This is a genomic window from Flagellimonas algicola (assembly GCF_005937185.1).
Taxonomy (GTDB): Bacteria; Bacteroidota; Bacteroidia; order Flavobacteriales; family Flavobacteriaceae; genus Flagellimonas; species Flagellimonas algicola.
The window spans coordinates 1715827-1741928 of the sequence record NZ_VCNI01000001.1; the positions used below are offsets into that span (position 1 = coordinate 1715827).

The window sequence follows — 26102 nt, forward strand, 5'->3', positions numbered from 1 at the left end:
TTAATGTTTGTTCATTTCTGCGGTTACCAAGGGTAATCTTTTATCTTTTCCTGACCAGGAATCATAGATCCATTCATGATCGGGGTCGGTGGTATTTGCCAAACATTGGTCTGTTCCTGCCAAGAAATTCAGATAATAGCAGTGAAAACCATGCTCTGCGACCACCGGATGGAATCCTTTGGGAATCATCACCACATTATTGTGCCTTGGTCTTACAATCTCATCCAAAGACCTGTCTTGCGTATACACCTGTTGTATGGCATAGGCTTCTGGTTTTTGAAATTTATAGAAATAGGTCTCCTCTTGAATGGGCTCCAACACATTCCCTTCATCATCCAAAATCCGTTCATCGTGCTTATGTGCCGGAAAAGAACTCCAGTTGCCCGAAGGTGTATAGACTTCCCTCACCACAATCTTGCTGCATCCAAACCCTGGTGGCACCAAATCATTGAACTGTCTGGTAGCATTGTCCCCGCCAAAAATGACCACTGGGGTATCTTCCGGAGTTACGAATTTGGGTGGGAAATCCTCCTCAACAGCGCACCAACCATAACCGATATCCAGATTGTCACTGGTGGCTTCCAAGGTAAATTGGGTGTTTCTCGGTAGGTAAAGCGTATGGGCCACCCCGCTAAAAACATCTTTGCGGCCGTTGACGGTTTCCCAGGTTCCCTTGTTGCTGCTCACCTTAAAATTTCCGCTCAATAATACAATCACAAGTTCATTATTAGCAGTGTCCCATTCCCATGTGTCGCCCAGCTTCATTTGTCTAGCTTCAAAACTCAGGTATTCCCATTGAGCCGTTTCCGGGGTGATATGGTGGTATACTTCCGAATCTGTTCTCGGTTTTACCAATAAGGGTGATGTTGTACTCATTATATGATTTTTAATGATTTGATTTGACTTGCCTTCCCCGTAGCGCCAAATAGATCAAACTTCTCCAGTATGAATTTTTCCTGCTCCTCAATATAGGTCTGGCCAGGGATGATGGGATCAAAGAGGTCTGGCGAATCTTTAAAAAACTCCCGGTGCACGCGGGTCCACAGTAGACGTGTATCCGTGGCAATGTTTATTTTGCACACTCCATATTCTATGGATTTCACTATTTCATTTGGATCAACACCGGCCGCACCCGCCATAAGTTGTCCCCCACTCTTGTTAATCCTATCTATTTCTGTAACATTAACGGCTGATCCGCCGTGAAGCACTATGGGAAAATTGGGAATCCTGTTCTGGATTTCTTCCAATATAGTAAACTGGATTCCTTGTCCTCCGGAAAACTTATAGGCTCCATGGCTTGTGCCTACAGCAACCGCCAGGCTATCGCAATGGGTTCTATTCACAAATTCCACCACCTCCTCAGGTTGGGTGTACTTGGCGTGTTGTTCATCCACGGAAATATCGTCCTCCACTCCACTGAGCACTCCCAACTCGGCCTCCACAACCACATTGTATTTATGGGCTTTTTCAACCACAGCCTTTGTTCTTTGTACGTTGGTTTCAAAATGATCATGAGAGGCATCAATCATCACCGAATTGAATTGGTTTGAAGCGATAGCATCAAAGGCATGGGCCTCCGTCCCGTGATCCAGATGGATGGCAAAGGTGGCCTTAGGATATATTTTGGTTGCGGCCGAAATCATGGCCAATAGCATTTCCGGATGGGCATAATTTCGGGCTACGGGAGTCATTTGCACAATGAATGGGGCATTTGCTTTTTCCCCTGCCCTGAACAAGCCGTGCACCTGTTCCATGGTAAAGACATTAACGGCTGCAATGGCATATTTTCCATAACAGTTTTTGTAGAATATCTTAGGTGAAACAAGCATGTTATCAAGCATTTAGATAGCTGAAAAGCCGTGGTCGTCTTACTCAAAGCAACAATAAATTATTGGCAATGTGAAGGATTTAGCCGATAAATACTATGCAAAGGTTTGCATAAAAATCACCTTTTTAACAGGATAAAAACTACCTAAACCGCTTTGGAAGAAGCTCTGATAATCAACTCAGGTTTAAATACCTCTCGTCTAAGTTCAGGTTCCTCTTCCCCTTCTTGAAGTTTGCTTAGTAATATTCGGGCCGACAACATACCCACGCTATAAACCGGTTGCCAAATTGTAGATAGTGCAGGTGTGAAGTAACTGGAATGAGGCTCATCATCAAAACCGATTATGGAAACATCCCCAGGTATCTGCAAACCCATTTTTTTGGCAACATGCATTGCAGAAATGGCAATACAGTCGTTCATGGCAAAAATGGCATCTGGCCTATTTTTTAACTTTAGCAGTTTTTGAGCTGGTTTTATCCCATCTTCATGTGTAAACCCAGAAACATGTATTACATTTTCCTGTTTAACAGGGAATTTATGCTTCCCAAGAGCATCAAGATATCCTTGAAGTCTGTGCTCCGTAATGGACAGATTCATTGGCCCGCTCAGATGGGCAATGTTTTTACAACCAGAATTGATTAGATACTCCACCGCCTGAAAGGCACCATCATAATCATCAACCAAGACCTTATCGGCATCCAGTCCTGGGCAATCCCGGTCAAAAACCACCAAGGGAATGCCATTTTTTTGAAGCGCCTTAAAGTGCTTGTATGTTTTGGTAGAGGAGGCCGGGGATACCAACACCCCATCTATCTGTGTCTTTGCCATTTTCTCGGTTATCGCTATTTCTTCTTGAAAAGACTCGTTGGAGAGACATATGGCAATATTGTAGCCTGCAGGAGAAAGCACATCCCGAATTCCTGTTATAACAGTGGAAAAAAAATGCCCTGTAATCTCTGGAACAATGACCCCTACGGTGTACGTTTTCTTTTGCAAAAGCCCCAAGGCCAGCAAGTTGGGTTGGTACTTTAGCTTTTTGGCCAGTTTAACCACAGCTCGTTTGGTCTCTTTGTTTATGGCCGGATGATCCTTCAAGGCCCTGGATACCGTAGACGCGGAGATGTTGAGCGCTTTTGCAATATCGGTTAATGTAACCCTACTTTTTTTCATGATGGTTTAAAATCCCTGACCAAAATACAAGATACCATAGAATTGTGACAATCTCCAAATGCCCATGTAGGTCTCCTACAATTCCCTAGTTTTGACCAACGATTCTGTTTCATGAAATACAAATGTGTCATTTTTGATTGTGATGGGGTGCTGGTTGACAGTGAAATCATTACCTGTAAAGTACTGGTCTCCATGGCTGGGGAATTAGGTCTTGATATCAACTTGGACTTTACCGTAAAAAACTTCATGGGAAAGTCATTGAAACACATTATGGAATATCTGGATACCCAACTTGATGTTCCTCTGCCCCCAAATTTTGAAAGAGATTACCGAGCAAGAACCTTTACCAAATTTGAAGAGGAATTACAGCCTATTGAAGGGGTGCAGGACTTAATTGCACAACTTGATGTTCCATTTTGCGTAGCTTCCAGCGGGCCATTAAACAAGATAAAGACCAATTTGACCATTACCCAGTTGGCGGATAAATTCACCAATCGGATGTTCAGTTGTTATGAGATAAACAGTTGGAAACCGGAGCCTGACATCTTTTTACATGCTGCCAAAACCATGGGGTTTAAAACGAGTGAATGTGTGGTTGTAGAGGACAGTTCCGTGGGAGTGCAAGCTGCCTTGGCCGGAGGATTTGATGTTTTTAGGTATTCGCATAATAGCAGCGATGACTTCGCTAACCATACCAAAGTAACACCCTTCACGCATATGAATCAGCTGCTACCTTTATGGTCGAATGAAAATTAAGTTGGATGGTTCGATTGATGGATTGATCGATTTTTATCTTGATTCTTGGTTCTTTTCTCTTCGAATCTAAAGGTTAAGGGTAAAGGGGATGATATCAATGCTGAATATTGAATTTTAAATTGTGAGTGCCTACACCAGGAATTCAACATTAGTTTTCAAAAGTGTCATCAAAAAACTCCGCCATGGAAATCTCAAAATAGTGGCAAAGTTTTAAGATAGTAGAAAGTTGAACGTCTCGCTTACCTTGCTCGATTCTGGAAAACTGGATTCCTGTGTCGTGAAGGGCTTCCTCTTGGGTAACGTCCTTGATTTTTCGCAATTCCTTAACGCGTAGCGCCAAGTTTCTAAGTAATTCTTCCTTTTCCGGATATTTCATTTAGACAAGTTGAGGTCAAAATTCAAACTGTATAACAACTGTACAGTTGTTTTTATTAAATTTGAATATCCCCATTCAATCTTTCAATGAACCAATACCTACTTTATGCCAAAACAAGATATCCTGCAAACCATTAAACATTTTTTGGAGCATAGCTCCGAGAAAAGCCTAAAACTCGTATTTGCCCACACCGAGATTCGTTTGTTGAACAATCCCAGTACTTTGCATTCCATAATAAAACAAAACAGCCGTTTGGTCATTTACAAGACGCCCAGTAAACCCATGGCCAAAATGAGTGTAAAGGATGATTTGGTGTTCCAATTTTGGTTTCGGTTTGCACCTCCAACCACTGCGGATTATTACATCAATGAAGTAACGGATATGCCCGAACCCTTAAGCCAGGGAATCTTGGAAGCAAATGCAACAAAGCTGACCATACAGTTTACTGTTGATGGCCCAGAGCCACACGCTGGACTCAGAGTGCAGCATGAGTATAGTCAATTACTTTCAGTAAATTAAAGTTTTGGATTGAACAAAGTAAAAACCATTTCTAAAATAGAGCTGGCTCGAAAATGTCTTTTGTTTTCTGTCACCATTTGAAAACTTAAGATTGAATGCTAATTTCAATAAGTAATCATTCACTTTCTTTAACCAATAATTCATAGATCTCATCAGCATTAAGGTAGGCACCTAGATATGACTGAAATTCACTGCCTTGTTTTTGCTCTAAAAAATTTGCAATTATCCCTTCTGTTGGATGTTTCGATATATTCAACAGGTATTTTTTTTCATTGGTATACATAAAAGCATTGCATAATGTAGACGCTCCATGTATTCTTTTACCTTTGAGCAAATCACTTGAATCAATTTCACCTAAACGTTTTTCAATACTTTTAAGTCTTAATTTGTTGGACAGTTTAAGCGTGTCTTTGATGCCCACACCTTTTTCTATTATTATATTCTCAAGCACCAAATTCCTGAAGGGGTAAACAACGTCAGTTTTTCTTTTATCTGTTCTGCAACTTCCCAATATTAGAATCAAGAATAAAAGCAATTTGTAATTTTTCACTTTTTCCATCTTTTTCTATGTACTAAAATCCAAAGTAAACATATTCACCTAACTTTTTGTAGGACTATATCTTGACGTAATCCTTTCATCGACAATCAAGCCTAGTCCAAAAACCCAAGTATCCTAAAAGCTTTCAAAGCAAACTATGCGTATAAAATCAAAAACAACAATGGAAATAAAATTCCGGCAACTGCAAATTTCCAGCCTCTACTTTTAAAGCCATTTTTGCCATTGGGAATCAACATTCCGGTAATGGCGATCAGCAACATTGCAGCTCCAAAAATATCTGAATACCAAATCCAAAAGGAATTGGTCGATTTGTGGAGGAACATGGTATGTCCAATAAAAGGGACCTTTCGCTTATACTCCAAAAGCCCATTGCCCGTTTTCATGTCCACATCCAAAATCACATTGTCTTTATAGTACACACGGAGTGTATTATCCCGCACTCGATGCCCGTCGTATTCCACATCCCATTCCTTGGAAAAAGCTTCAATATATTCTTGGGATATATCCGTTGTGCTGGCATCCAAAGCAATGGCTACTTCTTCACTTTCGTAGGTGTAATCCATGGGATACCAATCCTGTCTGTGATTCAATATGATGCCTGAGAAGGAAAATGCTATAATCAACCCCACATAGAAGTAGGCAAAATCCCGATGTAAATTTCTATTGGTAATCTTGTACATGAACTATTGTCTTTTAATTTGAATCGAACGCAAAGTAAACAATAAACCAGCAAAGAAAACTTCCCAAATAAATCCCGATACCACAATTGTTTAATATTCTGTATATTGAAACGCATCGATTTTCATTAAAACCCATATCCTATGTTATTGACGGTTAAAAGATTAATTCGTTGGTCTACTTTTATATTGTTTTTGGGGATAATTTCTTGTTCCTCTGGAGGGGATGATACCTCTCCCGACCCGAATTCCAATCCAGACCCGAATCCCAACCCCAATCCAACTCCGGAATTGACGATTGAGGAAAAGCTGCAGGCCATTATTGATGAAAAAGTGGGTACGGATGCTGACAAACTTGTAGGAGTCTCGGTTTCCATCAGAATTAGCGACCAAGAACATTTAAGCTTAACAGGAGGAATTTCCAAACTAGGGGTTCCTGTTACGGAAGATATGCGATTTGGTGTGGGTAGTATAACCAAAACCGTGGTAGCGGCCACCGTAATGAAGCTTGTGGATGAAGGCTTGCTGACGTTGGAAGACACTATTGAAGATTGGTTGACACTCACTTCAGATAATGTGGATAGTTCCATAACCATTTATCAGCTGCTTACCCACTCTTCTGGTTTGACCGGCTATATGTACAATGATCTTTGGGCCATGGCAGAAGCTGATTTGGAAACCCCCATCCCACAGGCTACACTTTTTGGGTTTATTGGCCCTCCAGATGCTGAACCCGGGGTTGGTCACGATTATTCCAATTCCAATTACCTTATTTTGGGGTTGATTATTGAAGCAGCAACGGGAAAGACCGTTGGAGAGGTAATGCGCGAGAAGTTTTGGACTCCCCTCAACCTAAATGCCATCTATTTTGGAACAAACGAACCCATAGAGGGTACATGGGCCACTCCGTGGCGGGATGGTGATGACGATGGCGTTTTGGAAGATATTGAAGCTGACTTTGGTCCTGCTTTTCATAGCATTTTCTATTGCGCTGCCGATGTGTTCTCCACCGCTTCCGACCTATCGCAATGGGCACAACATTTGTACAATGGAGATGCTGTTTCCGAAGCTTCCAGAACCAATATGATGACAGACCATTACGCCATTCCTGATGCTATCTTTGTAAGTTATGGCCTGGGAACCCGCGAGGTGGTATTCCATGGCCGATCTACCTACGGACATACCGGTGGAATGCGCGGTTATGGAGCCTACATGTTTTTTGACCCCATTAGCAAAGTCAGTATAGCTATGCTAAATAACCAAAGCCGATCTGATGATGGGCCATTGTTGAGATATGAGTTGGTGAATGAGCTATTGGAAGAGGTCTTTGCCCATTTCAACATTTAATTGGACTGCACTTTTATTTACCTGCTAAGGAATCAATTGTCTTTTGGGCTTTTTCCAAGGCCTGCTCCAACTGTTGGTTTTCTTCTTGGTAATGGGAGCGAAGCGCTTCCATTTTACGCTCAAATTCGTCAACAGGAACATAGTCTGGTTTCAAAAAAGCATTGTTGACCAGACTGAACAAGGTGAACAAAAAACTCACCACCACTGCAGAAATAAGTACTATTAACAGGGTTTTCTCCTTTTTCAAAACCGGCGATTTTTCTTTTCCAAGAAGTTTTTCCCCCTTGGAACTTTTTTCATCTCGGGATAACTGGGTCAAAAAAGTGTCCCATTTTTCCTCTTCCACCACGTGCATATCCATAAATCCGCCCTCGTCAAGGAAGTGCTGGGTTTTGGAAGTGGAGGCCAGCATAAACATGGCTACTCCATTTCCTGCCATGATATCCAATAATCCGTTGTCGTATTCTTGGATTTCCTTGATCAGCTTTTGAACAAAATCCAGGCTATAGTTGGGACGAAGGAACTCATCGTAAAGCACCTGAACCTCAAAGTAATCCCTTCGCTTCAGGGCATACTCCAAAAAACGGTCTTTTAATTCGGCTTTGAAAAATTCGCCCATTTCCGGTACAGGGGTTAAAGGTTTGGTGAATTAATCCTTGGAGTAAATTTAAGGCTTAGCCCAATGGTGGACAATAGTAATAATGTAAAGAATAGGTAATATTTTATCCTTTACAACACCAAAGTAGGATACTCGCTAGATTAATAAGGAAAAACTAAACGATTTCAGCACTTAAACCCGCTTGAAGCAATCGGGTACATCTCGGTTTAAGGTCGTTGTATTCTCCAGTTTTGACGGTACACTTACCATTGTAATGCACGATCAAGGAACATTGTTCGGCTTGTTCCGGAGTATGGTCACACACGGCAATTAAGGTTTCAATGACATGATCAAAAGTGTTCACATCATCATTGAACAGGACAATCTCACTCTGCTTGACCACTTCTTCTTCCAGAAGCAGTTCCTCCGAAACTTTTTCCTTGATCCCCATGGGTTTAGTATTACCAAAACCTAATTTACATATTTTGCTGAAACCCAGTTGTTCTTTTCTAAATTTTTAACGAATTCCAATCCATAGCTATCACATTTTGAGGATATTACATCCAAATCCTCCCTATAAAAGCCACTTAAGTAAAGTTCTCCATCCTTATTCAAACATTCATGGTAAATGGGAATATCGGACAAAAGTATGTTTCTGTTGATGTTGGCTAGGATTATATCGTATTTCTTGCCTGATAAAATGGAACTATCGCCTTGATAGACTTCAATTTTACAGTTGTTGCGTTCCACATTTTCCTTTGAGTTCAAAAAACACCACTCGTCAATATCAATAGCATCCACTTGGGTAGCGCCTTTCATTTTAGCCAGAATAGCCAAGACCCCTGTCCCACAGCCCATATCAAGAACGGATTTCCCCTTAATCGGGTTCTCCAAAATATGTTGTAGCATCATGTGAGTAGTTTCATGATGCCCTGTCCCAAAGCTCATTTTGGGCTCAATAACAATATCAAACTCCACATTTTCGGATGGATGGAAAGGTGCCCGAATCATGCATTGGTCCCCCACATTGATGGGATGAAAGTTCCTTTCCCATTCAGCATTCCAGTTTTGTTGTGCTATCTCCTTGGATTTACAGGAAATGTTTACCTCATCATTATTTAGGGTGGAAATAGCATCCAAAATACTTTCCCTCCAATCGTTTTTAAGGATATAGGCCAACAAAAGCTCGTCCTCCTCCACAAAACTTTCAAAACCCACCTCACCCAATTCCGCGATCAAAATCTCGGTCCAAGGGGTTGCCGGCTGGATCTTAAACTGATATTCGATATATATCGAAGACACTTTGCGGAATTAAATAGCCTTGATAATGGCGATGAAATCGTCCGCCTTTAAGGAGGCACCGCCGATAAGTCCACCGTCCACGTCGGGTTTTCCAAAAATATCCCCAGCATTTCCAGGTTTTACACTTCCTCCATAAAGAATGGATACCTCATCCGAAATGTCAGCACCATAGGAATCTGTAATGGTTTTTCGGATAAACGCGTGCATCTCTTGGGCCTGTTCTGGGCTAGCAGTTTCTCCAGTTCCGATGGCCCAAACCGGTTCGTATGCCAAAACAATATTCTTCCAGGCCGTGGCATCCAAATCAAACAAAGCATTTTTCAGTTGACTTTCCACTACGGAAAAATGGTTACCTGATTTACGCTCTTCCAATTCTTCCCCAAAGCAAAAAATTATGGTCATGTCCTTTTCCAAGGCGGCCTGCACTTTTTTGGACAACAGTGCATCATCCTCTCCAAAGTAGGCACGTCTTTCAGAATGTCCCAAGATGACCGTGTCCACATGGATGTTCATTAACATATCGGCCGAGATTTCGCCTGTATATGCTCCACTTTCAGCAAAGTGCATGTTCTGAGCTGCAACTTTTATGGCCGAGGACTGCAAATTTCTTTGTGCCGTGGTCAAATTAACAAAGGTAGGGGCCACTACCACCTCAGCATGGGTGTCAGGTAATTTAGCGGAGAGTTCTGACAGTAAAGCTTCGGTTTGCTCCAGATTATTGTTCATTTTCCAGTTGCCTGCTACTATTTTCTTTCTCATCGTGTTTTCGTTTGTTGGTTTTAATTTATTGTTGGTTGTCAGTAGTTGTTTTAATTGTATTCCAGCTCATCAAAGTCGTTGTAATGTACTTTTTGGACTATGGTGCCTCGATTTAATACCAATATGGCCGGATTGGATCGTACTATAGTTTTTAAGGTCGTTTCGTCTGTAAAATAAAAGTCAAAGTTAAGTTCAAATTTGGATTTAAGTGCCTTGGTTTGGGTATCACTTGAGGCCGACATTCCAATTACTTTATATCCTTTGGACATTGCTTCGACAGCGACCTCCGCAACCTTTTCAAAATAATCTATGTTGCTTTTGGCCAAATCATAGGCAATGACCATGACCAATTTGTCCTCTTCCAAGAGTTCCGCCGCAAAGTCTGTCCCTTGTTGTTCAATGGTGAAATCGTGTATGGGAGGTTCATAGCCTTTTTGGATTTCCGTGGTTTCCACATCCACAAATTCTCCATCAACAGAAGGGTACTCCCCATTGGTCATTATAATTTTATCCTCACCGTTCACCTTAAACCTCCATGCATATTCATAAAGCGGTTTGGGAGCATCTTCAGGAACCGACATTCCATCCTGAATATTGGCCCCAATTTTATAAGGTCTGAAATCAACCGATGGGAGATGATTCAGCACGTGATTTGCGAACAGCGCACAAGCAATCAGTGATACTCCGCCTAAAATCCAATTTACTTTGGAATTGAACAAGGGTTTAATAAAGTTTCTGCCAATGAACAATATCAGAATAAATACCAATAAAATTAAGTCTTTGGTAAACGATTCCCACGGGGTTAGTTTGATGGCATCCCCAAAGCAACCGCAATCCGTCACTTTGTTGAAATAGGCCGAATAGAAGGTCAGAAATGTAAAAAACACAATCATCAACAGCAGGCTCCAAATGGTAAACTTTGGTTTGAAACCGATCAACAAGAGAATTCCAAGGAGCACCTCAACAATCACCACAAAAATTGAAATTGCCAATGCCAAAGGCATTAAAAAAGGTAGATCCAACACCCCTTGGCTAAAATATTCTTCCAGTTTAAAGGAAAAACCGACAGGGTCGTTCAGCTTAATGAGTCCGCTTATTATAAATAAGACCCCAACAACAATCCGGGAAATCCAAACCAAATATTTCATATTTCTTTAAAATAAAAATCCAAATACAAGTTCAAGCTCAACTTCAAGTTCAAATGACTATTGGTTATTTGGAATTTTGATTTAAGTGTATCAATGCAAAAACAGCATAGTTGATTATATCCTGATAATTGGCATCAATCCCTTCACTGACCAAGGTCTCTCCTTGATTATTCTCTATTTGCTTGACTCGAAGCAGTTTTTGCAAAATCAAATCTGTTAGGGAACTCACCCGCATATCGCGCCAGGCCTCCCCATAATCATGATTTTTGTTTTCCATTAAGGATTTTGTAATCAACACCTCTTCATCATATAAAGCGACGGCCGAATCTTTATCCAAATCCGGCTGTTCGGCCACGCCCTTTTTCAGCTGTATTAGGGCCATAATGGCATAGTTGATGATTCCCACAAATTCAGATTGCTCTCCCTCATCCACTTTTCGCACCTCATTTTGCTGTAAACTGCGGATACGCTGTGCCTTGATAAATATTTGATCAGTAAGCGATGGGAGACGCAATATGCGCCATGCTGTTCCGTAATCTTTGGTCTTTTTTAAGAAGAGGTCACGACAGGTGGTGATTACCGCATCGAATTGTTGGGAAGTCTGCTGCATCTATTCTTGCTAATTTGCGTAAATTTCGTCCAAACTTTGGGCTCTCATGAAGCCTTGCCAAAGATAATCAAACCCAACAAAGCACCTATTTTTTATGACGATAAACTGCAAGGGAGAGCTTATTGATCTAAGCCAACCCAAGGTCATGGGAATTCTGAACCTTACCCCCGACTCATTTTATGACGGAGGGAAATACAAGGATGAAAAAACCATTTTACTTCAAGTAGAACAAATGTTGGCGAACGGGGCGACCTTTATCGACATGGGAGCTTATAGTTCGCGACCAGGAGCTGAACATGTCCCCGAAGACCAGGAGCTTCAAAGAATGCTCCCCATTTTGGACCTGATTCTGAAACACTACCCTGAAACTTTCATTTCCATAGACACCTTTAGCAGTAAGGTTGCCAAACACTGCATTGAGTCAGGAGCCGCTATAATCAATGACATTTCTGCAGGAAATTTGGATGATAGGATGTTCCAAACTGTAGCCGAATACCAGGTGCCATATGTTATGATGCATTTGAAGGGCACACCGCAATCCATGCAAAAATTGGCCACGTATGATGATTTGATCAAGGATTTGAAGCTGTATTTTGCCCAAAAAATCAAAACCGCGACAAGCTTAAAAATCAACGACATCATAATTGATCCCGGTTTTGGATTTGCCAAGACAACATCACAAAACTTCACTTTGCTCAATCATTTGAATCTGTTTCAAACTTTTGGTTTACCTCTTTTGATTGGACTTAGCCGAAAATCCATGATCTATAAAGTTCTAGAATCTTCTTCCAAAGAGGCTTTGAACGGAACTACCGTGCTGCATACGGTGGCTTTACTAAAGGGTGCCAATATTCTACGTGTCCACGATGTGAAAGAGGCGTTGGAATCCGTTACCCTGATTGAGGAACTCAAAGCCAATTCGCACTAATTTGATGTTCTGCGATTTTTGCTAATTTTACAAAAACACTGCGGTTGGATTTTCTAAATTTTATTGAATTTAAGATTACCGATGTCATAGACATCGTGCTAGTAGCCGCACTACTCTACTATATTTACAAATTGGTCAAGGGAACGGTGGCCATCAACATTTTTATCGGGATTGTGATTGTTTGGGCGCTTTGGAAGCTTACGGAGCTGTTACAAATGAAAATGATCAGTAGTATGGTAGGTGGTTTTATGAACATTGGACTGATTGCCTTGATCATTGTGTTTCAACAAGAAATACGAAAGTTTTTGTTGATGATCGGGTCTACCAATTTTGCTTCCAAAAGAAATTTCACCCGGCATTTCAAGTTCTTGAAGCAAGAGGCCCTGCCCACGGATACCAATGTTGATGCCGTTGTGGGTGCCTGTGAAAAAATGGGGATGTCCAAAACCGGTGCTATTTTAGTGATGGAGCGTACCAATTCACTCGACTTTTTTAAGTCCTCGGGAGATTCCATGAATATTGAAATCACCCAACCCATTTTGGAAAGTATCTTTTTCAAAAACAGCCCGCTCCATGATGGTGCTGCTATTATTCAAGATAACTATATAACCGCCACACGCGTTATACTTCCGGTTTCCAATGACAGGAACATTCCACTACGATTTGGATTGCGACATAGAGCTGCCGTGGGAATCACGGAAAAAACAGATGCGGTCTGTCTGGTGGTGAGTGAAGAAACCGGTTCCATTTCCTATATTAAAAATGGAGAATTTGTTCCGTTCAAAGGTCTGGATGCGTTGATTGCCATGATCAAAAAGGATTTGGAATAAATGGTTTGTAAAAACTGCAATCACGCCCTTGTGCCAGAGGATCACTACTGCCGTAATTGTGGTGCCAAGGTGATCCAAAACAGGCTTACCCTTAAAAATGTATGGCATGATCTTGGCCAGCAAGTTTTTAACCTGGACAATACCTTTCTCAGAACTTTTAGGGAACTTTTTACAAAACCGGAGGTGGTAGTTGCCACCTACATTGCCGGAACACGCAAAAGATATATGAACCCCATCAGCTATTTTGCTATCGCAATTACGCTTTCTGGACTGATGTTTTTTGTACTCCGGGATATCTACGACCTAAATCTCACCCAAAGCAGCTTTAATGATGAAACAGCACCACAACTGAATTATGTGTTCGATTTCCAAGCGCTTCTGGCCTATCTGAGCATGCCCCTTTATGCCCTAATGACTTGGATGCTCTTTAGTGCCACCAAGAAATTCAATTATACAGAGCATTTGGTAGCGAACGCCTACATTATTGGTCAAACATCTTATGTCCAGGTCTTTACCTATATATTCTTTTTGGGCCTTTTCCCCATCAAATTTGACATATTCAATTTTGCATTCCTAATTGTTATAGTAGTTTACCAGTTCTATGCCTTGGGAAGATTGCACCACTTAGGTTTTTGGAGTACATTTTGGAGGGCCTTGATCTATTTTTTCCTATTGATTATAGTCATGATGGGAATAGGAGTCGTCATTTTCCTGATCAGTTTATCGACGGGAATGGTAAATTTGGAAGATTTTGCGCCTAAATCTTAAGCTACCTCCTCTTCGGCCATAAACTGGGCCTCATATAAATCGCTGTAGTAACCGCCTTTTTTCAACAATTCCTGATGGTTCCCAATTTCCACAATTTGACCGGCATCCATCACAATGATCTTATCTGCTTTTTTGATGGTGGCCAATCGGTGGGCAATGATTATGGAGGTTCTACCTTCGGTAATCTTATCTGTTGCTCTCTGGATCAACTGCTCGGAATAGGTATCCACGGAAGATGTAGCCTCATCCAAAATCAAAATGCTGGGGTTACTTACATAAGCCCTTAAAAACGCTATGAGTTGGCGTTGTCCACTGGACAACATGGTTCCGCGTTCCTTCACATTGTACAAATAGCCTTCCGGAAGACTGGAAATAAACTCATGCACCCCAATTTGCTTCGCGGCGTTTTCAATCTGTTCCAAGGTAACCGATTCTTCCCGCAGGGAAATGTTATTGGCTATGGAATCCGCAAACAGAAATACATCCTGAAGTACAATGGCAATATGGGAGCGTAAGGATTTTAGGGTATAGTCCCTAATGTTGTGACCATCGACCAAGATTTCCCCTGAATTGATTTCATAAAAACGATTGAGCAGGTTGATGATCGTAGATTTTCCAGCCCCAGTGGCGCCCACAATGGCAACGGTCTCCCCGGCTTCAACCTCAAAGGAAATGCCATGCAAGACCTCTTCATTTTCCAGATATCCAAAATGTACATTGGAAAATTGGATATTACCCTTGACATCCGCTTTCTCCAAACTACCATTATCGGCAATACGGCTGTCCGTATCCAGAATTCCAAAGACCCTGTTTGCCGCCACCATTCCCATTTGCAGGGTATTGAACTTGTCCGCAATCTGTCGAAGTGGCCTGAACAATAAGTCCATTAGGAAAAAGAAGGCAATGATAGAACCTTTGTTATCCAAATTAACACTATCAATGTTTTGGATGATCCCAAAATAAACGACCAAACCAACCCCAACAGAATTGGAGATTTCGGCTATCGGGAAAAAGATGGAGTTGTACCACACGGTCCTTAACCATGCATTTTGATGCTTTTCATTGATTTTTCTGAATTTTTCCTTTTCAATCTGTTCCCTATTAAATAGCTGTACAATCTTCATTCCAGCAATCCGCTCTTGCACAAATGAATTCAAATTGGCCACTTGGGCCCTAACATCTATAAAGGCGACTTTCATTGCCTGTTGAAAAAGGCGTGTGGCAATTAAGATTATGGGCAAGATTGCAAACACGATCAATGCCAGTCTCCAATTCATTATGAGCATCACGCAAGCGGCACAAAGCATTTTCAGGGTATCGGCCACAATCACAAAAAAGCCTTGACTAAAAATCTCACCGATCCGCTGCATATCCGCTACCGCCCTAGTAACCAAAACCCCAATAGAGGAGTTGTCAAAATAGGTCATCTTAAAGCCCACCATTTTTTGGAAAAGCTTTACGCGGATATCCTTAATCACGGATTCACCCAAAAGGTTAGCATAATAGTTGAACAAAAGTTGACTGATTACCTGGGCAATCAAGGTTCCCAGCATGATTAAGACAACAAACAGCAACTGCTCGCTATCTTTATTGGTCAATGGCTCATCTATGATCAACTTTACCAAAATAGGTACGAGCACGGCAAAAGCTGCTGACAAAACAGCCATTATGGCCACCAACCAAAAGATACCCCTGTAGGGTTTGGTGTGTCCAAAAACGCGCTTGAACAAGCCAAAATCAAATGCTTTTCCTATTTCCTCAGTTTTGCTCATCAAAAATATGTTTTGGGTAGGAGATGGCTGTCAAATATAGTCCTTTTGCGGGTACGGAAACCCCAGCTTTACTCCGGTTCCTACTCTCGATAATATCATTAATTTTTTCGGGTTCCATTTTACCAAGTCCCACGTCCAGTAAAGTTCCAGCTATCGCCCGGACCATATTCCGAAGAAAACGATCTGCAACGATGGAGAAAACCAACTTATCCCCTTTCTTTTCCCAAACCGCTTTGCGGACATCACAATTAAAAGTCTTGACATCTGAATTGGATTTGGAAAAGCACTCAAAATCAGTATGAGATAATAGGTAGTTTGCGGCCTTGTTCATTGCCATTATATCCAAAGGCTGAAGAATGCAATGTGCAAAATCAGAATAAAATGGGTTTTTAACCTGTGCCAACCAGTATTCATAGCTGCGTTCCGTAGCATCAAACCGGGCATGTGCTTCGGCTTTTACTGGAATTATTTCTTGAACGGAAATTGCTTCGGGAAGAAATGCATTCAACCTATAGACCAACGCTTCCGTATCCTTGATGGTTTCCGTATCAAAGTGGGCATACATTTCCTTGGCGTGCACCCCTGAGTCTGTCCTGCCAGCTCCCACTACCTCAATGGATTGGCGCAAAAGGGTGGAAAGTGCCTTCTCCAAAACCTCTTGGACGGTAATGGCATTGGGTTGGTTTTGCCAGCCATGGTAGGCCTTTCCGAAATAAGCAAATCGGATAAAATATCTCAATTGGATTCCCTACTTTTAAAATGTTAAAGATACTTGAATCCCATCCAATAGAAATTCCGCGTTTATTTTTTTAGCATATTTTTAGCGTTATGACCAAAATCCTGTTGCTCTCGGACACCCATGGACATATAGATGACTCCATTTTAAAGTATGTTGCGCAAGCAGATGAAGTTTGGCATGCTGGTGATATTGGCAGTTTATCCGTCACAGATAGCATTCAAAAATTGAAACCCTTAAGGGCCGTACATGGCAATATTGACAATCATGTGATTCAAAAGGAATTTCTGGAACACGAACGGTTTCTTTGCGAACAGGTAGATGTGTGGATTACGCATATTGGGGGATATCCCAATAGATATGATCGCCGGATTAAAGAAGAAATCAAATTGAATCCTCCCAAACTTTTTATCTGTGGGCATTCCCATATTCTGAAGGTTATGCATGATAAAAAACTGAATTTGTTACATATGAATCCGGGTGCTTGTGGAAAATATGGACTCCATCAAATCCGAACGATGCTACGGTTTGTAATAGATGGTGATAAAATATCGGATTTGGAAGTAATTGAACTAGGAAAAAGATAGGCATGAAGTATTGGTTGGCCCTAGTGGCACTTTTTTTATTGTCTTGTAAAACCCAAGCACAACAACATGAGATTCAAAGTCCAGTTTCGTTAATTGTGCTTGGCACTGTACAAGATGGTGGTAGCCCCCATATTGGTTGTAAACGGGATTGTTGTGCAGAATTGTTTCAAAATCCCGACCCTGAACGCAAGGTGGTTTCCTTGGGCCTTGTTGATCATGAAAACCAGAAAACCTATTTGTTCGAAGCAACACCAGACATGTCTACCCAACTCAAAGTTTTAAAAACATATGCAGGTCTGGACGCGGAAACACCCACTGGGATTTTCTTGACCCATGCCCATATTGGACATTATACAGGACTTATGTATTTAGGCCGGGAAGCCTTGGGTGCTAAGCAAGTACCTATCTATGCCATGCCCAAAATGAAAGCTTTTTTAGAAAACAACGGTCCCTGGAACCAGTTGGTAGCTTTGGGAAACATTGGCTTGGAAGAGATGATAGACAAGCGAAGTGTGGAACTTACTTCCCATTTGACGGTGATTCCATTCACGGTTCCGCACCGAGATGAATTTTCCGAAACAGTGGGCTTTAAAATTATTGGCCCAACCAAAAGTGTCCTTTTCATTCCGGACATCGATAAATGGAAGAAATGGGATGAAAGCATCACGGAACAAATACGCAACGTGGATTTGGCGTTTTTAGATGCTTCATTTTTTGACAGTAAGGAAATTAATAATAGGGACATTGCAGAAATCCCTCATCCTTTTGTAATTGAGAGCATGGAACTTTTTGCTTCGCTACCTGCTTCAGAAAAAGAAAAAATCCATTTTATCCATTTCAATCACACCAACCCTCTTTTGGATGAAAGCAGTGAAGCCAGCCAATCTGTTCGCGATGCAGGTTATAAAGTGGCCCGATTTCACCAAAAAATAGGTTTATAATCTAATCGGCTAGGTAAGTATTCTCATGAACCTTCGTCTAAAGCAGCAAACCATTAGACGATAAAGAAAATGAAAATACCTATTTGGAAGCTTGTTGCACTTGGTGGACTTGCTTTTTTACTTTCCTGTGGAGAAAAAACAAAACAGCAAAAAGCAGAAATTGAAACCTATGTTAAGGAGGTTTCCGAGCCTGTATATGACACCAATAACCCCAAAACCATTCTGACTGCGGTAGCCAATGCGCATGGCGGTTGGAACGATCTTTGGAAAAAAGGGGATGTTGAGTACACCTATACCTACCATTATCCTTCAACAGGAAAAACAGACCTCTCCTTGGAACGCTACATTTTTGGTTCTGAGGAATCCTATGGAAAATACAGCAAACATGAAATCAACAATATGCCCAATGCGGAAGGGGAGTTGACCCAGTATTTTGACGGGGACAAAACCGTTCTGGAACTGAATGGTGACATAGTTGAGGATGCGGAGCATTTGGCCATGGCCGATTTTTTAAGAAGAACCAATTATTATTGGTTTGCCATGCCCTACAAGATCAATGACAAGGCTGTAACCGCCAAGTATTTGGGGACAGAAGAATACAATGGAACCACCTACGATAAAATTGAAGTTTCCTATAATGCGGAGATGACCGGAAAAGAGCAAAACGATGTGTACATCGTATTGGTGAACCCAGAAACGAAATTGGTGGATCGTTTCTATTTTTCTCTACCCTTTTTTGGTGTTGAAGAACCAGTAATTGTTGCCAATTATGAGTACGAGGATATTGATGGTCAACTGGTGTCCACAAAACGTACATACTTTATGCCAGGCCCCGATGGCAACTATGCTGAGGAGCCAGGAGTTGTTCAGACATTGACCAATGTGAAGTTCAATAACGGATTTACGAAGGAAAATCTAAGGCAATAGAGCTTGACAGTTTTCCAGCATAAAACAAAAACCCCGGCCAAGGCCGGGGTTTTCTCGCACTAATACTACTAAGATGTTAGGTTTAACGTAAGCGATCAACAGATTTTACAAGATCTTCATCCTTTTTGATGGCTCTGTTGGCCAGAACCAGAAAAACGATAGAAAATACAGGAATCAGCATCCCAATACCCTTCTCAGAAACCGAAGTTTCTCCGGATAAACTTAGCGACCGGTAAACGAAAAATCCTAGTAAAAAAAGGTTCAATATCATATTCAATCTGTTCAACACAAATTGATTTTGCCGGTTTTTAAACATAAAAATTGCAATCAATGCCAACAGCGCCGAAGCGTAAAAGGCCAGGCTAAATCCCATGGAATCCTTGGCAAAAATCTCAGCGCCGGTTTCATCGGTCCATAGATGTACTATAAACGGTAGAGCTCCCGCAATTAGTGCCACCAAGGCTAAGAAAATTGTTTGAATTCTTTGAATCATTGCCAAAATTGATTTTGGAAGGCAAAAATAGGTGTCTTTTCGTTAAATGACCCTGTAATGTTGAAAAATAATTTGTATTATTGTGACGTTATTAGCAAAGCACTCACCTCAGGATTCTTTCCTATCGTAGTACCCCAATAACTTTTACTTCGAGATTATTTACGTTAGACAAGTTTAATTTATTCATTATTTAATGTTCGAGATTTCAGATCTAAAGGCTAAAAAGCTTCCTGAATTGCAAGAAATTGCAAAGGGACTTAGTGTTCCTAAATTTAAGACCTTAAAAAAGCTGGACTTGGTCTACCAGATATTGGATGTTCAGGCATCCAACCCTAAAGCAGTTCAAGAAAACACTGCTGAAACCAAAGAAAATAAGCCCCAAAAACCTAAAAGGTCCAGATTACCACGACCTCAAAAAGATCAAAAGGATGTAGCGGTTGCCACTAAAGAAACTACTGTTGAAAACAACGCCAAAGAAGCGGTGGAAAAAACAGAAAACCCCGCTCAGAAAAAGGATCAACAGAAGCAACACCCACACCAAAAAAACCAGCACAATAAAAAGCATAACCAGCACCATAGAAATGGGCAGGAGAAAAAGAGCAGCAACTTTGATAAGGATTTAAAGAACAGGTACAAAGAGCCCGAATTTGAATTTGACAGCATCATTGAAAGCGAAGGTGTCCTGGACATTATGCAGGATGGATATGGTTTCTTGCGCTCTTCAGATTACAACTACCTTTCTTCCCCTGACGATATTTATGTATCCCAATCCCAGATTAGATTATTTGGGTTAAAAACAGGGGATACCGTCCTTGGAAATGTTAGACCTCCAAAAGAGGGTGAAAAATATTTCCCTTTGATCAAAGTGACCAAAATCAACGGGCTAGATCCGCAAGTGGTGCGGGATCGCGTTTCTTTTGAACACTTGACCCCTTTGTTCCCCAAGGAAAAATTTAAGTTGGCCGAGAGACAAAGCACTTTGTCCACTCGGATCATGGATTTGTTCTCTCCTATTGGAAAAGGGCAAAGAGGAATGATTGTTTCCCAACCCAAAACGGGAAAGACCATGTTGCTGAAGGATATTGCCAATGCCATTGCCGCCAACCACCCGGAGGTGTACCAAATCATTCTTTTGATTGATGAACGTCCAGAAGAGGTTACGGATATGCAACGTAATGTTCGCGGGGAAGTGGTAGCATCAACGTTTGACAAAGAGGCCACCGAACACGTTCGTGTTGCCAATATTGTACTTGAAAAAGCAAAGCGTTTGGTAGAATGCGGCCATGATGTGGTTATCTTATTGGATTCCATTACACGATTGGCTAGAGCCTATAACACCGTGCAACCTGCTTCAGGTAAGGTATTGAGTGGTGGTGTTGACGCCAACGCCCTGCACAAACCCAAAAGGTTCTTTGGTGCTGCGAGAAACATTGAAAATGGAGGTTCCCTTTCCATCATTGCCACCGCATTGACGGAAACAGGTTCTAAAATGGACGAGGTTATCTTTGAGGAGTTTAAGGGTACTGGTAACATGGAGCTTCAGTTGGATAGAAGAATATCCAACCGTAGAATATTCCCTGCCATTGATTTGGTAACTTCCTCAACCCGTCGTGATGATCTTTTGTTGGATGAAACCACCATTCAGCGTATGTGGATCATGCGTAAGTACCTTGCGGATATGAATCCGGTAGAAGCCATGGAATTCATGGAGCAACGTATTAAACAGACCAAAAACAACGAGGAATTTTTGTTGACCATGAACGAGTAAGGTTCGTTCCATATAGCATATTTCAAAATCATATAAAAAACCTTTGGGGCACTCCCAAAGGTTTTTTTGTTAATGCATTTTAAAGAAAAGACATATCTTTAGTACAGTTTCCCCATACTATGAATACTAAAAATCCTTACAAATGAAAAACACAAGAAAAGTAGGCCATGTACTTTTGGCAGCGATTTTCCTATTTATGGCATCCTGCAAGCAACAAACCAAACAATCGGAGACTCCCGAAGAAACGCATCAAGAGGAGACAGAGCCCGTAAAACCTCCGGAAGGAATAATTTCCCTGGAAGAATCAAAATCCCTGTATGACAATTATTCCAAGAATAGGATAGCGTTAATTCAAGAATTTGAAGCGCAAAGAAGTCCTGAGGAAAAATTCGACCCCGCCCGGTATACCTCATTTGACTATGCGACCATCAAACAGTATATGGCCTATATAGAACAGGAAGCCAAAGGTGCTAAAGTGGACATCGCCTCCATTAGGTTTTATTTTGCCAACTACCCAAACGAGGAAAAATTTCCGGATGGTAAGAAAGTCGTCCATCCTAGGCAGAATTCTATTTTTCTAGTTCCCACAATGAAGGTTGATGGTGAAGACTATGGATTTTATATCGGTGAGGATGGGAAGGCCAAACTTATCAAGGATGCTGTTGGCAGTAACAAGGGCATGGGTTCCAATGAAGTCAAGGAAGATAAAGCCTATGCCGGTTTTGTCCCCAGTGCTCCAAAACCCGTTTTTCAAAGAGGGGGAAGTCTTAACATGAATCATGGAAGTTCTGGCCCACCGCCCAACAACGATTTTTAGGTCCCATGCCCCAAGCTTTATTGAATTTTCTTTCGGAACATTTTTATATTCCATTATATCTGCTAACATGGTTGATATCGGTATATGCATATAGAAGGTACTTTGATACAGCATTGAAGTACCTTCCCATACTGATAGCATATACCTTTTTTACCGAGCTTTTAGGTTTTCTCATTAAAGAGAACTATCAATTTCAGTTTTTTTCCGAATCTCGATACGCATGGCACAATGTGATTATTTATAATGTTTATCAACTCATTTTTTTTCTGTTTTTCTTTAAAGTCTATTCCAAAGTAATTATCAGCAACCAAATTAGAACTTGGATCAAGTATGGCAGTTATGCATGCATATTGGCCTATATTGGCAATTCCATATTTAAAAACCCATTGCATAATCAACTGGCTTTCGGCCATGTTATTGGATCCTCGATTTTGATCGCGGTCATTGTGGCTTATTTTAGGCAAAAAGCTGAAGTGGAAAATCCATACCCCAAATGGAGAAACCTTATGTTTTGGGTCAGTTTGGGACTAGTTGGTTTTTATGTGCTATTCCCGGTAATCCTTATTATAAGTCATACCAAATTCGATATTTACACCCAATTCTACTACAGAAACATCCTGCTGACATGTATCATACTGATGTATGCTTGCTTCAACATAGGGCTGCTTTTAGCTAAGCGAAAAGCTTTCAGATAAATCTTCCTAACTTAGAAGGTAGATGATTGAAGAAATTCAAAACTTTCTTGCGGAAAGCTATTTCATTCCAATATATCTGGCTACTTGGATTGTGGCCATGTATAGGTATCGTAGATATTTTGATACGGTGATGCGATTTTTTCCCATCTTCATCATGTATACCTTTCTGACAGAACTTCTTGGGTATTTTATCAAATACCATGAAGAATATCAATTTTTTTCTGAACCGGAATATTCATGGCACAACGTAATTATTTACAACATATATTCCGTTATCTCTTTTGCATTTTTCTACTATATCTATTGGACCGTTCTTAAGCAACCAAAACACAGGAGCGTAGTCAAAAAAGGGGCCTGTGTTAGTTTATTGGGATATTTGATCAGTCTTTTTTTTCAAGATCCGCTGCACTCCAATCTCTATTATGCAGACCTCATAGCATCCATCGTTCTAATTCTCTGTGTGTGGATGTACTTTAAGGAAAAACGAAGCGAGGAAAGCTCCTATCCTTTGTATCGAAGCTTGTTGTATTGGGTAAGTTTGGGACTAGTTGTTTTCCATATTTTCTTTCCTCTAATATTTATTGCAGCTTACGAGATGCCTGAGCTTTACTTTGAATTTCACCTGCATCAACTCTTACTGATCTTAATCGCCACAATGTACTTCCTTTTTATGGTGGGATTCTTGATTGGAGAGCGAAAAGCCTTTAGGTAAGATTCAGAATTTCCCACTGTTTTAAACGGTTTTCACAACTTCAAGTTCCCGTTTATCGATTTTTTTATATGATTTTGTAAGTTTTTTCGTTCAAAAAATGCTTTCCGCGATTCATCGATATCAGTACACCGTTGGTCGACACATAATCGCTGGAAGCCTAAGACCATCCACAAGATGGTTTATCAAAAATTAGTTTTACGATAATTGGACTGAAAATCCACCAAATAAAAATAAGATGAGAGTGTCCCGAATTATTTTGTCTGCTGCATGTATTCTTCTATTGGCTTTGAGCTTATCTTCTTGTGTTAAGGATAGCTTGGACAATCCTACCGATCCAACTCCTGAAGGAACACCTCCAACTCCCGAAGTTGAAGTTCCCGTAGATGAGCTTGAAATTACAGAACTTAAGATTCCTGCCAATTTTGACTTCAATACGGAAGAAGAAGTAACATTGACTATAAACGACAACACTCCAAATGCAAAATACTATGTATATGCGTACAATGATCAAGTGGTTTTAGGAGAAGAATTTATATTCCTAAATGAAGAAGAAGAGGAAGAAACGGGTGTAGAGGTGTCTGTGGATAATTTAAATCATTTGATTTTTAGCGGCATTCCGTCCGGAGGAAGCTTGGAGCAGACTTTTGTGATTCCCGCCTATTATGAAAAACTCTACCTTAAACGAAAGGAAGGCTTTAAATTTTCTTCGGCCATTATAAATATTACGGGTAACTCCTTAACGCATAACTATATTCCGGATACGGGTAAAGGAGCATCGGCCAACAAGGCCATGGTTGAGGATTATCTATACTGTGTTAATGGAGGTGGAGAAATGTTTCAAGTGGATCCCCTGACAGGAGCCTATACATTTATCTCAGATATGCCCATGGGGAGTTGGACCGCTGCCATAGATCAAGAAAACCAACTTGTATATTCCATTGGTCGCAGTAAACCCTATCCATTAATGAAATATGACATTGCAGCCGATACTTGGACAACGGTGGGCGACTTAGGCTTGGGTGGGCCGCGACTCGACTACAACAAAAACGATGGCCTATTGTATTTTTCCACTCGTGATAAGCTATACACTGTCGACCCTCAAAATGCCAATATCCTATCCAATTGGGATATCGTGGGCCTTCACAAGAAAAATGGTGGCGATCTTGCTTTTGCTGCAGATGGCACCATTTTCTTATGCTCTTTTTCTGGACTTTATAGACTGGACGAAAACGGAAATGGAAATTACGATGCAATTCGCATTAGCGGAGAAGATCTTCCATTTTCTCCAACTTCCATGACTTTTGATTCCAATAACGAATTATGGCTGGCCGACAATGGTGGCAGTAGTAACCTTATTGTAATGGATACCCAAACGGGAGGATGGGAATACCGATATGGCCCTGCTTCCACCTCGGGTGTCAGTTTAGGCCGTACAATCAATGACCTAACAACTTTTAGAATATTTGATGAAGTCGCCATAGATCCTGATACGGACGGTGATGGAATAACAGATAGCAATGATGATTTTCCGGAGGATGCGGAAAAAGCCTTTGAGCAATTTACACCAAGTAAGTATGGATGGGGTACAGTAGCGTTTGAAGACCTGTGGCCTTATCTAGGGGATTATGATTTCAACGACACTGCAGTAAACTACAGATTTGTAGCCGTTCTGAATTCGGATAATATGGTGGTACAGCTGGACATCCATTTTGAGGTGAGTTCAGATGGAGCTGGTTTGACCAATGCCTTTGGGATAGAGTTTGAAAGTATTCCACCAAGCCTGGTTGAATCTGTTACCGGAACGGTTTTGACCGAAGGTTTCATCAATACAGCTGCAAATGGCTTGGAACAAGGACAGGACAGAGCCGTTGTTATCCTTTTTGACAATCATGAAACTATGCTGAATATCCCCTCCAAGGTAACCATCGATTTTACAACTCCCATAACCACCAATCAATTGGGCATTGCACCGTTCAATCCCTTCTTAATTGTGGATAAGAACCGAGGCCAGGAAATCCATTTGCCCAACAGATTTAGAACCAGTTTGGGGATTAATGATACCACTGTGGAAGGTGTAAATCTTGATTTGGACGGGAACTATAAAACGGAATCAGGTTTGCCTTGGGCCATTAACATTGTGCACAACTTTAAACCTCCAAAGGAAAATGTAGCCGTGAATCAGGCCTATAATTTCTTCAATCAATGGGCAAGTTCCGGCGGAACACTCTATCAAGATTGGTATAAAGATTCCACTGGGTACCGAAATGAATCGCAATTACAGGATTGATTCCCAAATTAAAAACAAAGTAGAAACGTCCTTTTTGGGCGTTTTTTAATGCCATATCTTCCATTCCTCACTTTTAAATTTGGAGCAAGAAATTGGCTACACCACAGCTTTAACGGGTTTTACAACTTCACGCTGTCATTCATCGATTAAATCAATGTTTTTGTAGGTTTTTTCGTTCATTTAAGGAATGTT

General features: G+C 41.0%; 29 protein-coding genes. 14 read left to right on the forward strand and 15 right to left on the reverse strand.

The genetic code is table 11. From position 1 onward, the window contains the following. The 3 genes from iolB to FGG15_RS07455 form a co-directional block, all read right to left on the reverse strand. Window positions 1-876, reverse strand: a complete 876-nt coding sequence (gene iolB, locus FGG15_RS07445) for a 5-deoxy-glucuronate isomerase (protein WP_138834789.1) — start codon at window positions 874-876, stop codon at window positions 1-3. Then, entirely contained in the window at window positions 876-1829 is a 954-nt protein-coding gene (locus tag FGG15_RS07450; protein WP_138834791.1) for a class II fructose-bisphosphate aldolase, read from the reverse strand. The genes iolB and FGG15_RS07450 overlap by 1 nt, the downstream gene beginning before the upstream one ends. A gap of 143 nt (window positions 1830-1972) precedes the next feature. Beyond that, window positions 1973-2998, reverse strand: coding sequence for a LacI family DNA-binding transcriptional regulator (locus FGG15_RS07455; RefSeq protein ID WP_138834794.1), 1026 nt, complete (start codon window positions 2996-2998; stop codon window positions 1973-1975). A 111-nt stretch (window positions 2999-3109) separates the two neighbouring features. On the opposite strand from FGG15_RS07455, the gene FGG15_RS07460 reads away from it, so the two are divergent. Further along, entirely contained in the window at window positions 3110-3754 is a 645-nt protein-coding gene (locus FGG15_RS07460; protein WP_138834796.1) for an HAD-IA family hydrolase, read from the forward strand. 148 nt (window positions 3755-3902) lie between these two features. Here the strand turns inward: FGG15_RS07460 and FGG15_RS07465 are convergent, their stop codons facing one another. Beyond that, window positions 3903-4130: a helix-turn-helix domain-containing protein gene (locus tag FGG15_RS07465; RefSeq protein WP_138834798.1), complete on the reverse strand. Its 228-nt coding sequence runs from the start codon at window positions 4128-4130 to the stop codon at window positions 3903-3905. Between the two features lie 105 nt (window positions 4131-4235). Here FGG15_RS07465 and FGG15_RS07470 point away from each other — a divergent pair, with 105 nt between their 5' ends. After that, entirely contained in the window at window positions 4236-4649 is a 414-nt protein-coding gene (locus FGG15_RS07470; protein ID WP_138834800.1) for a hypothetical protein, read from the forward strand. Window positions 4650-4764: 115 nt separating this feature from the next. On the opposite strand, the gene FGG15_RS07475 is transcribed toward FGG15_RS07470, so the two are convergent. Then, window positions 4765-5208, reverse strand: coding sequence for a hypothetical protein (locus FGG15_RS07475; RefSeq protein ID WP_138834802.1), 444 nt, complete (start codon window positions 5206-5208; stop codon window positions 4765-4767). A gap of 134 nt (window positions 5209-5342) precedes the next feature. Continuing rightward, on the reverse strand, window positions 5343-5888 hold the full coding sequence (locus FGG15_RS07480; protein WP_138834804.1) for a PepSY-associated TM helix domain-containing protein: 546 nt from the start codon (window positions 5886-5888) through the stop codon (window positions 5343-5345). A 141-nt stretch (window positions 5889-6029) separates the two neighbouring features. On the opposite strand from FGG15_RS07480, the gene FGG15_RS07485 reads away from it, so the two are divergent. Next, window positions 6030-7232, forward strand: a complete 1203-nt coding sequence (locus FGG15_RS07485; RefSeq protein WP_138834806.1) for a serine hydrolase domain-containing protein — start codon at window positions 6030-6032, stop codon at window positions 7230-7232. 13 nt (window positions 7233-7245) lie between these two features. Here FGG15_RS07485 and FGG15_RS07490 read toward each other — a convergent pair whose 3' ends face one another. The 6 genes from FGG15_RS07490 to FGG15_RS07515 form a co-directional block, all read right to left on the reverse strand. Next, window positions 7246-7851, reverse strand: a complete 606-nt coding sequence (locus FGG15_RS07490) for a hypothetical protein (RefSeq protein WP_138834808.1) — start codon at window positions 7849-7851, stop codon at window positions 7246-7248. 154 nt (window positions 7852-8005) lie between these two features. Further along, window positions 8006-8281, reverse strand: coding sequence for an ATP-dependent Clp protease adaptor ClpS (locus tag FGG15_RS07495; protein ID WP_138834810.1), 276 nt, complete (start codon window positions 8279-8281; stop codon window positions 8006-8008). Window positions 8282-8301: 20 nt separating this feature from the next. After that, window positions 8302-9132, reverse strand: a complete 831-nt coding sequence (gene prmA, locus FGG15_RS07500; RefSeq protein WP_138834812.1) for a 50S ribosomal protein L11 methyltransferase — start codon at window positions 9130-9132, stop codon at window positions 8302-8304. Between the two features lie 9 nt (window positions 9133-9141). Beyond that, window positions 9142-9891, reverse strand: a complete 750-nt coding sequence (tpiA, locus tag FGG15_RS07505) for a triose-phosphate isomerase (RefSeq protein ID WP_138834814.1) — start codon at window positions 9889-9891, stop codon at window positions 9142-9144. Window positions 9892-9941: 50 nt separating this feature from the next. Further along, window positions 9942-11039, reverse strand: coding sequence for a BT_3928 family protein (locus FGG15_RS07510; RefSeq protein ID WP_138834816.1), 1098 nt, complete (start codon window positions 11037-11039; stop codon window positions 9942-9944). A 64-nt stretch (window positions 11040-11103) separates the two neighbouring features. Then, window positions 11104-11649, reverse strand: a complete 546-nt coding sequence (locus FGG15_RS07515) for a DUF1599 domain-containing protein (protein ID WP_138834818.1) — start codon at window positions 11647-11649, stop codon at window positions 11104-11106. A gap of 94 nt (window positions 11650-11743) precedes the next feature. Between FGG15_RS07515 and folP the strand changes: the two genes are divergently transcribed. The 3 genes from folP to FGG15_RS07530 are packed head-to-tail and all read left to right on the forward strand — an operon-like array spanning window position 11744 to window position 14175. Beyond that, complete coding sequence (gene folP / locus FGG15_RS07520) at window positions 11744-12577, forward strand: dihydropteroate synthase (protein WP_138834820.1); 834 nt, start codon at window positions 11744-11746, stop codon at window positions 12575-12577. 44 nt (window positions 12578-12621) lie between these two features. Then, window positions 12622-13407 (forward strand): diadenylate cyclase CdaA, encoded by a 786-nt coding sequence (gene cdaA, locus FGG15_RS07525; RefSeq protein ID WP_138834822.1) that lies wholly within the window; start codon window positions 12622-12624, stop codon window positions 13405-13407. 30 nt (window positions 13408-13437) lie between these two features. Next, complete coding sequence (locus tag FGG15_RS07530; protein WP_161991934.1) at window positions 13438-14175, forward strand: DUF3667 domain-containing protein; 738 nt, start codon at window positions 13438-13440, stop codon at window positions 14173-14175. On the opposite strand, the gene FGG15_RS07535 is transcribed toward FGG15_RS07530, so the two are convergent. Then, window positions 14172-15947, reverse strand: coding sequence for an ABC transporter ATP-binding protein (locus FGG15_RS07535; protein WP_138834827.1), 1776 nt, complete (start codon window positions 15945-15947; stop codon window positions 14172-14174). The two genes, FGG15_RS07530 and FGG15_RS07535, sit on opposite strands and share 4 nt — an antisense overlap. Next, entirely contained in the window at window positions 15934-16686 is a 753-nt protein-coding gene (truA, locus tag FGG15_RS07540; RefSeq protein ID WP_138834829.1) for a tRNA pseudouridine(38-40) synthase TruA, read from the reverse strand. The genes FGG15_RS07535 and truA overlap by 14 nt, the downstream gene beginning before the upstream one ends. A gap of 89 nt (window positions 16687-16775) precedes the next feature. On the opposite strand from truA, the gene FGG15_RS07545 reads away from it, so the two are divergent. From FGG15_RS07545 to FGG15_RS07555, 3 genes are all read left to right on the forward strand, one after another. After that, on the forward strand, window positions 16776-17270 hold the full coding sequence (locus FGG15_RS07545) for a metallophosphoesterase family protein (RefSeq protein WP_138834831.1): 495 nt from the start codon (window positions 16776-16778) through the stop codon (window positions 17268-17270). A gap of 2 nt (window positions 17271-17272) precedes the next feature. Beyond that, on the forward strand, window positions 17273-18211 hold the full coding sequence (locus tag FGG15_RS07550; RefSeq protein ID WP_138834833.1) for an MBL fold metallo-hydrolase: 939 nt from the start codon (window positions 17273-17275) through the stop codon (window positions 18209-18211). 69 nt (window positions 18212-18280) lie between these two features. Further along, window positions 18281-19138: a DUF6503 family protein gene (locus FGG15_RS07555; RefSeq protein WP_138834835.1), complete on the forward strand. Its 858-nt coding sequence runs from the start codon at window positions 18281-18283 to the stop codon at window positions 19136-19138. A gap of 82 nt (window positions 19139-19220) precedes the next feature. Here the strand turns inward: FGG15_RS07555 and FGG15_RS07560 are convergent, their stop codons facing one another. Next, the gene (locus tag FGG15_RS07560) at window positions 19221-19631 is read right to left on the reverse strand and encodes a DUF4293 domain-containing protein (protein ID WP_138834837.1); all 411 of its coding nucleotides are present in this window, start codon (window positions 19629-19631) and stop codon (window positions 19221-19223) included. A 193-nt stretch (window positions 19632-19824) separates the two neighbouring features. Between FGG15_RS07560 and rho the strand changes: the two genes are divergently transcribed. From rho to FGG15_RS07585, 5 genes are all read left to right on the forward strand, one after another. After that, entirely contained in the window at window positions 19825-21399 is a 1575-nt protein-coding gene (rho, locus tag FGG15_RS07565) for a transcription termination factor Rho (protein WP_138834839.1), read from the forward strand. 142 nt (window positions 21400-21541) lie between these two features. Next, complete coding sequence (locus FGG15_RS07570) at window positions 21542-22216, forward strand: hypothetical protein (RefSeq protein ID WP_138834841.1); 675 nt, start codon at window positions 21542-21544, stop codon at window positions 22214-22216. A 5-nt stretch (window positions 22217-22221) separates the two neighbouring features. Beyond that, window positions 22222-22911 (forward strand): hypothetical protein, encoded by a 690-nt coding sequence (locus FGG15_RS07575; protein WP_138834844.1) that lies wholly within the window; start codon window positions 22222-22224, stop codon window positions 22909-22911. A gap of 22 nt (window positions 22912-22933) precedes the next feature. Continuing rightward, a complete protein-coding gene (locus FGG15_RS07580; protein ID WP_138834846.1) occupies window positions 22934-23623 on the forward strand; it encodes a hypothetical protein in 690 nt (229 codons plus the stop codon). 235 nt (window positions 23624-23858) lie between these two features. Then, on the forward strand, window positions 23859-25910 hold the full coding sequence (locus FGG15_RS07585; RefSeq protein WP_138834848.1) for an LruC domain-containing protein: 2052 nt from the start codon (window positions 23859-23861) through the stop codon (window positions 25908-25910). Window positions 25911-26102 lie beyond the last annotated feature (192 nt).

Excerpts from the sequence above, each read along its gene's own strand:
- iolB (WP_138834789.1), bottom strand. The coding sequence starts at position 876 with ATGAGTACAACATCACCCTTATTGGTAAAACCGAGAACAGATTCGGAA.
- FGG15_RS07450 (WP_138834791.1), bottom strand. The coding sequence starts at position 1,829 with ATGCTTGTTTCACCTAAGATATTCTACAAAAACTGTTATGGAAAATAT.
- FGG15_RS07455 (WP_138834794.1), bottom strand. The coding sequence starts at position 2,998 with ATGAAAAAAAGTAGGGTTACATTAACCGATATTGCAAAAGCGCTCAAC.
- FGG15_RS07460 (WP_138834796.1), top strand. The coding sequence starts at position 3,110 with ATGAAATACAAATGTGTCATTTTTGATTGTGATGGGGTGCTGGTTGAC.
- FGG15_RS07465 (WP_138834798.1), bottom strand. The coding sequence starts at position 4,130 with ATGAAATATCCGGAAAAGGAAGAATTACTTAGAAACTTGGCGCTACGC.
- FGG15_RS07470 (WP_138834800.1), top strand. The coding sequence starts at position 4,236 with ATGCCAAAACAAGATATCCTGCAAACCATTAAACATTTTTTGGAGCAT.
- FGG15_RS07475 (WP_138834802.1), bottom strand. The coding sequence starts at position 5,208 with ATGGAAAAAGTGAAAAATTACAAATTGCTTTTATTCTTGATTCTAATA.
- FGG15_RS07480 (WP_138834804.1), bottom strand. The coding sequence starts at position 5,888 with ATGTACAAGATTACCAATAGAAATTTACATCGGGATTTTGCCTACTTC.
- FGG15_RS07485 (WP_138834806.1), top strand. The coding sequence starts at position 6,030 with ATGTTATTGACGGTTAAAAGATTAATTCGTTGGTCTACTTTTATATTG.
- FGG15_RS07490 (WP_138834808.1), bottom strand. The coding sequence starts at position 7,851 with ATGGGCGAATTTTTCAAAGCCGAATTAAAAGACCGTTTTTTGGAGTAT.
- FGG15_RS07495 (WP_138834810.1), bottom strand. The coding sequence starts at position 8,281 with ATGGGGATCAAGGAAAAAGTTTCGGAGGAACTGCTTCTGGAAGAAGAA.
- tpiA (WP_138834814.1), bottom strand. The coding sequence starts at position 9,891 with ATGAGAAAGAAAATAGTAGCAGGCAACTGGAAAATGAACAATAATCTG.
- FGG15_RS07510 (WP_138834816.1), bottom strand. The coding sequence starts at position 11,039 with ATGAAATATTTGGTTTGGATTTCCCGGATTGTTGTTGGGGTCTTATTT.
- FGG15_RS07515 (WP_138834818.1), bottom strand. The coding sequence starts at position 11,649 with ATGCAGCAGACTTCCCAACAATTCGATGCGGTAATCACCACCTGTCGT.
- folP (WP_138834820.1), top strand. The coding sequence starts at position 11,744 with ATGACGATAAACTGCAAGGGAGAGCTTATTGATCTAAGCCAACCCAAG.
- FGG15_RS07535 (WP_138834827.1), bottom strand. The coding sequence starts at position 15,947 with ATGAGCAAAACTGAGGAAATAGGAAAAGCATTTGATTTTGGCTTGTTC.
- FGG15_RS07545 (WP_138834831.1), top strand. The coding sequence starts at position 16,776 with ATGACCAAAATCCTGTTGCTCTCGGACACCCATGGACATATAGATGAC.
- FGG15_RS07550 (WP_138834833.1), top strand. The coding sequence starts at position 17,273 with ATGAAGTATTGGTTGGCCCTAGTGGCACTTTTTTTATTGTCTTGTAAA.
- FGG15_RS07555 (WP_138834835.1), top strand. The coding sequence starts at position 18,281 with ATGAAAATACCTATTTGGAAGCTTGTTGCACTTGGTGGACTTGCTTTT.
- FGG15_RS07560 (WP_138834837.1), bottom strand. The coding sequence starts at position 19,631 with ATGATTCAAAGAATTCAAACAATTTTCTTAGCCTTGGTGGCACTAATT.
- rho (WP_138834839.1), top strand. The coding sequence starts at position 19,825 with ATGTTCGAGATTTCAGATCTAAAGGCTAAAAAGCTTCCTGAATTGCAA.
- FGG15_RS07570 (WP_138834841.1), top strand. The coding sequence starts at position 21,542 with ATGAAAAACACAAGAAAAGTAGGCCATGTACTTTTGGCAGCGATTTTC.
- FGG15_RS07575 (WP_138834844.1), top strand. The coding sequence starts at position 22,222 with ATGCCCCAAGCTTTATTGAATTTTCTTTCGGAACATTTTTATATTCCA.
- FGG15_RS07580 (WP_138834846.1), top strand. The coding sequence starts at position 22,934 with ATGATTGAAGAAATTCAAAACTTTCTTGCGGAAAGCTATTTCATTCCA.
- FGG15_RS07585 (WP_138834848.1), top strand. The coding sequence starts at position 23,859 with ATGAGAGTGTCCCGAATTATTTTGTCTGCTGCATGTATTCTTCTATTG.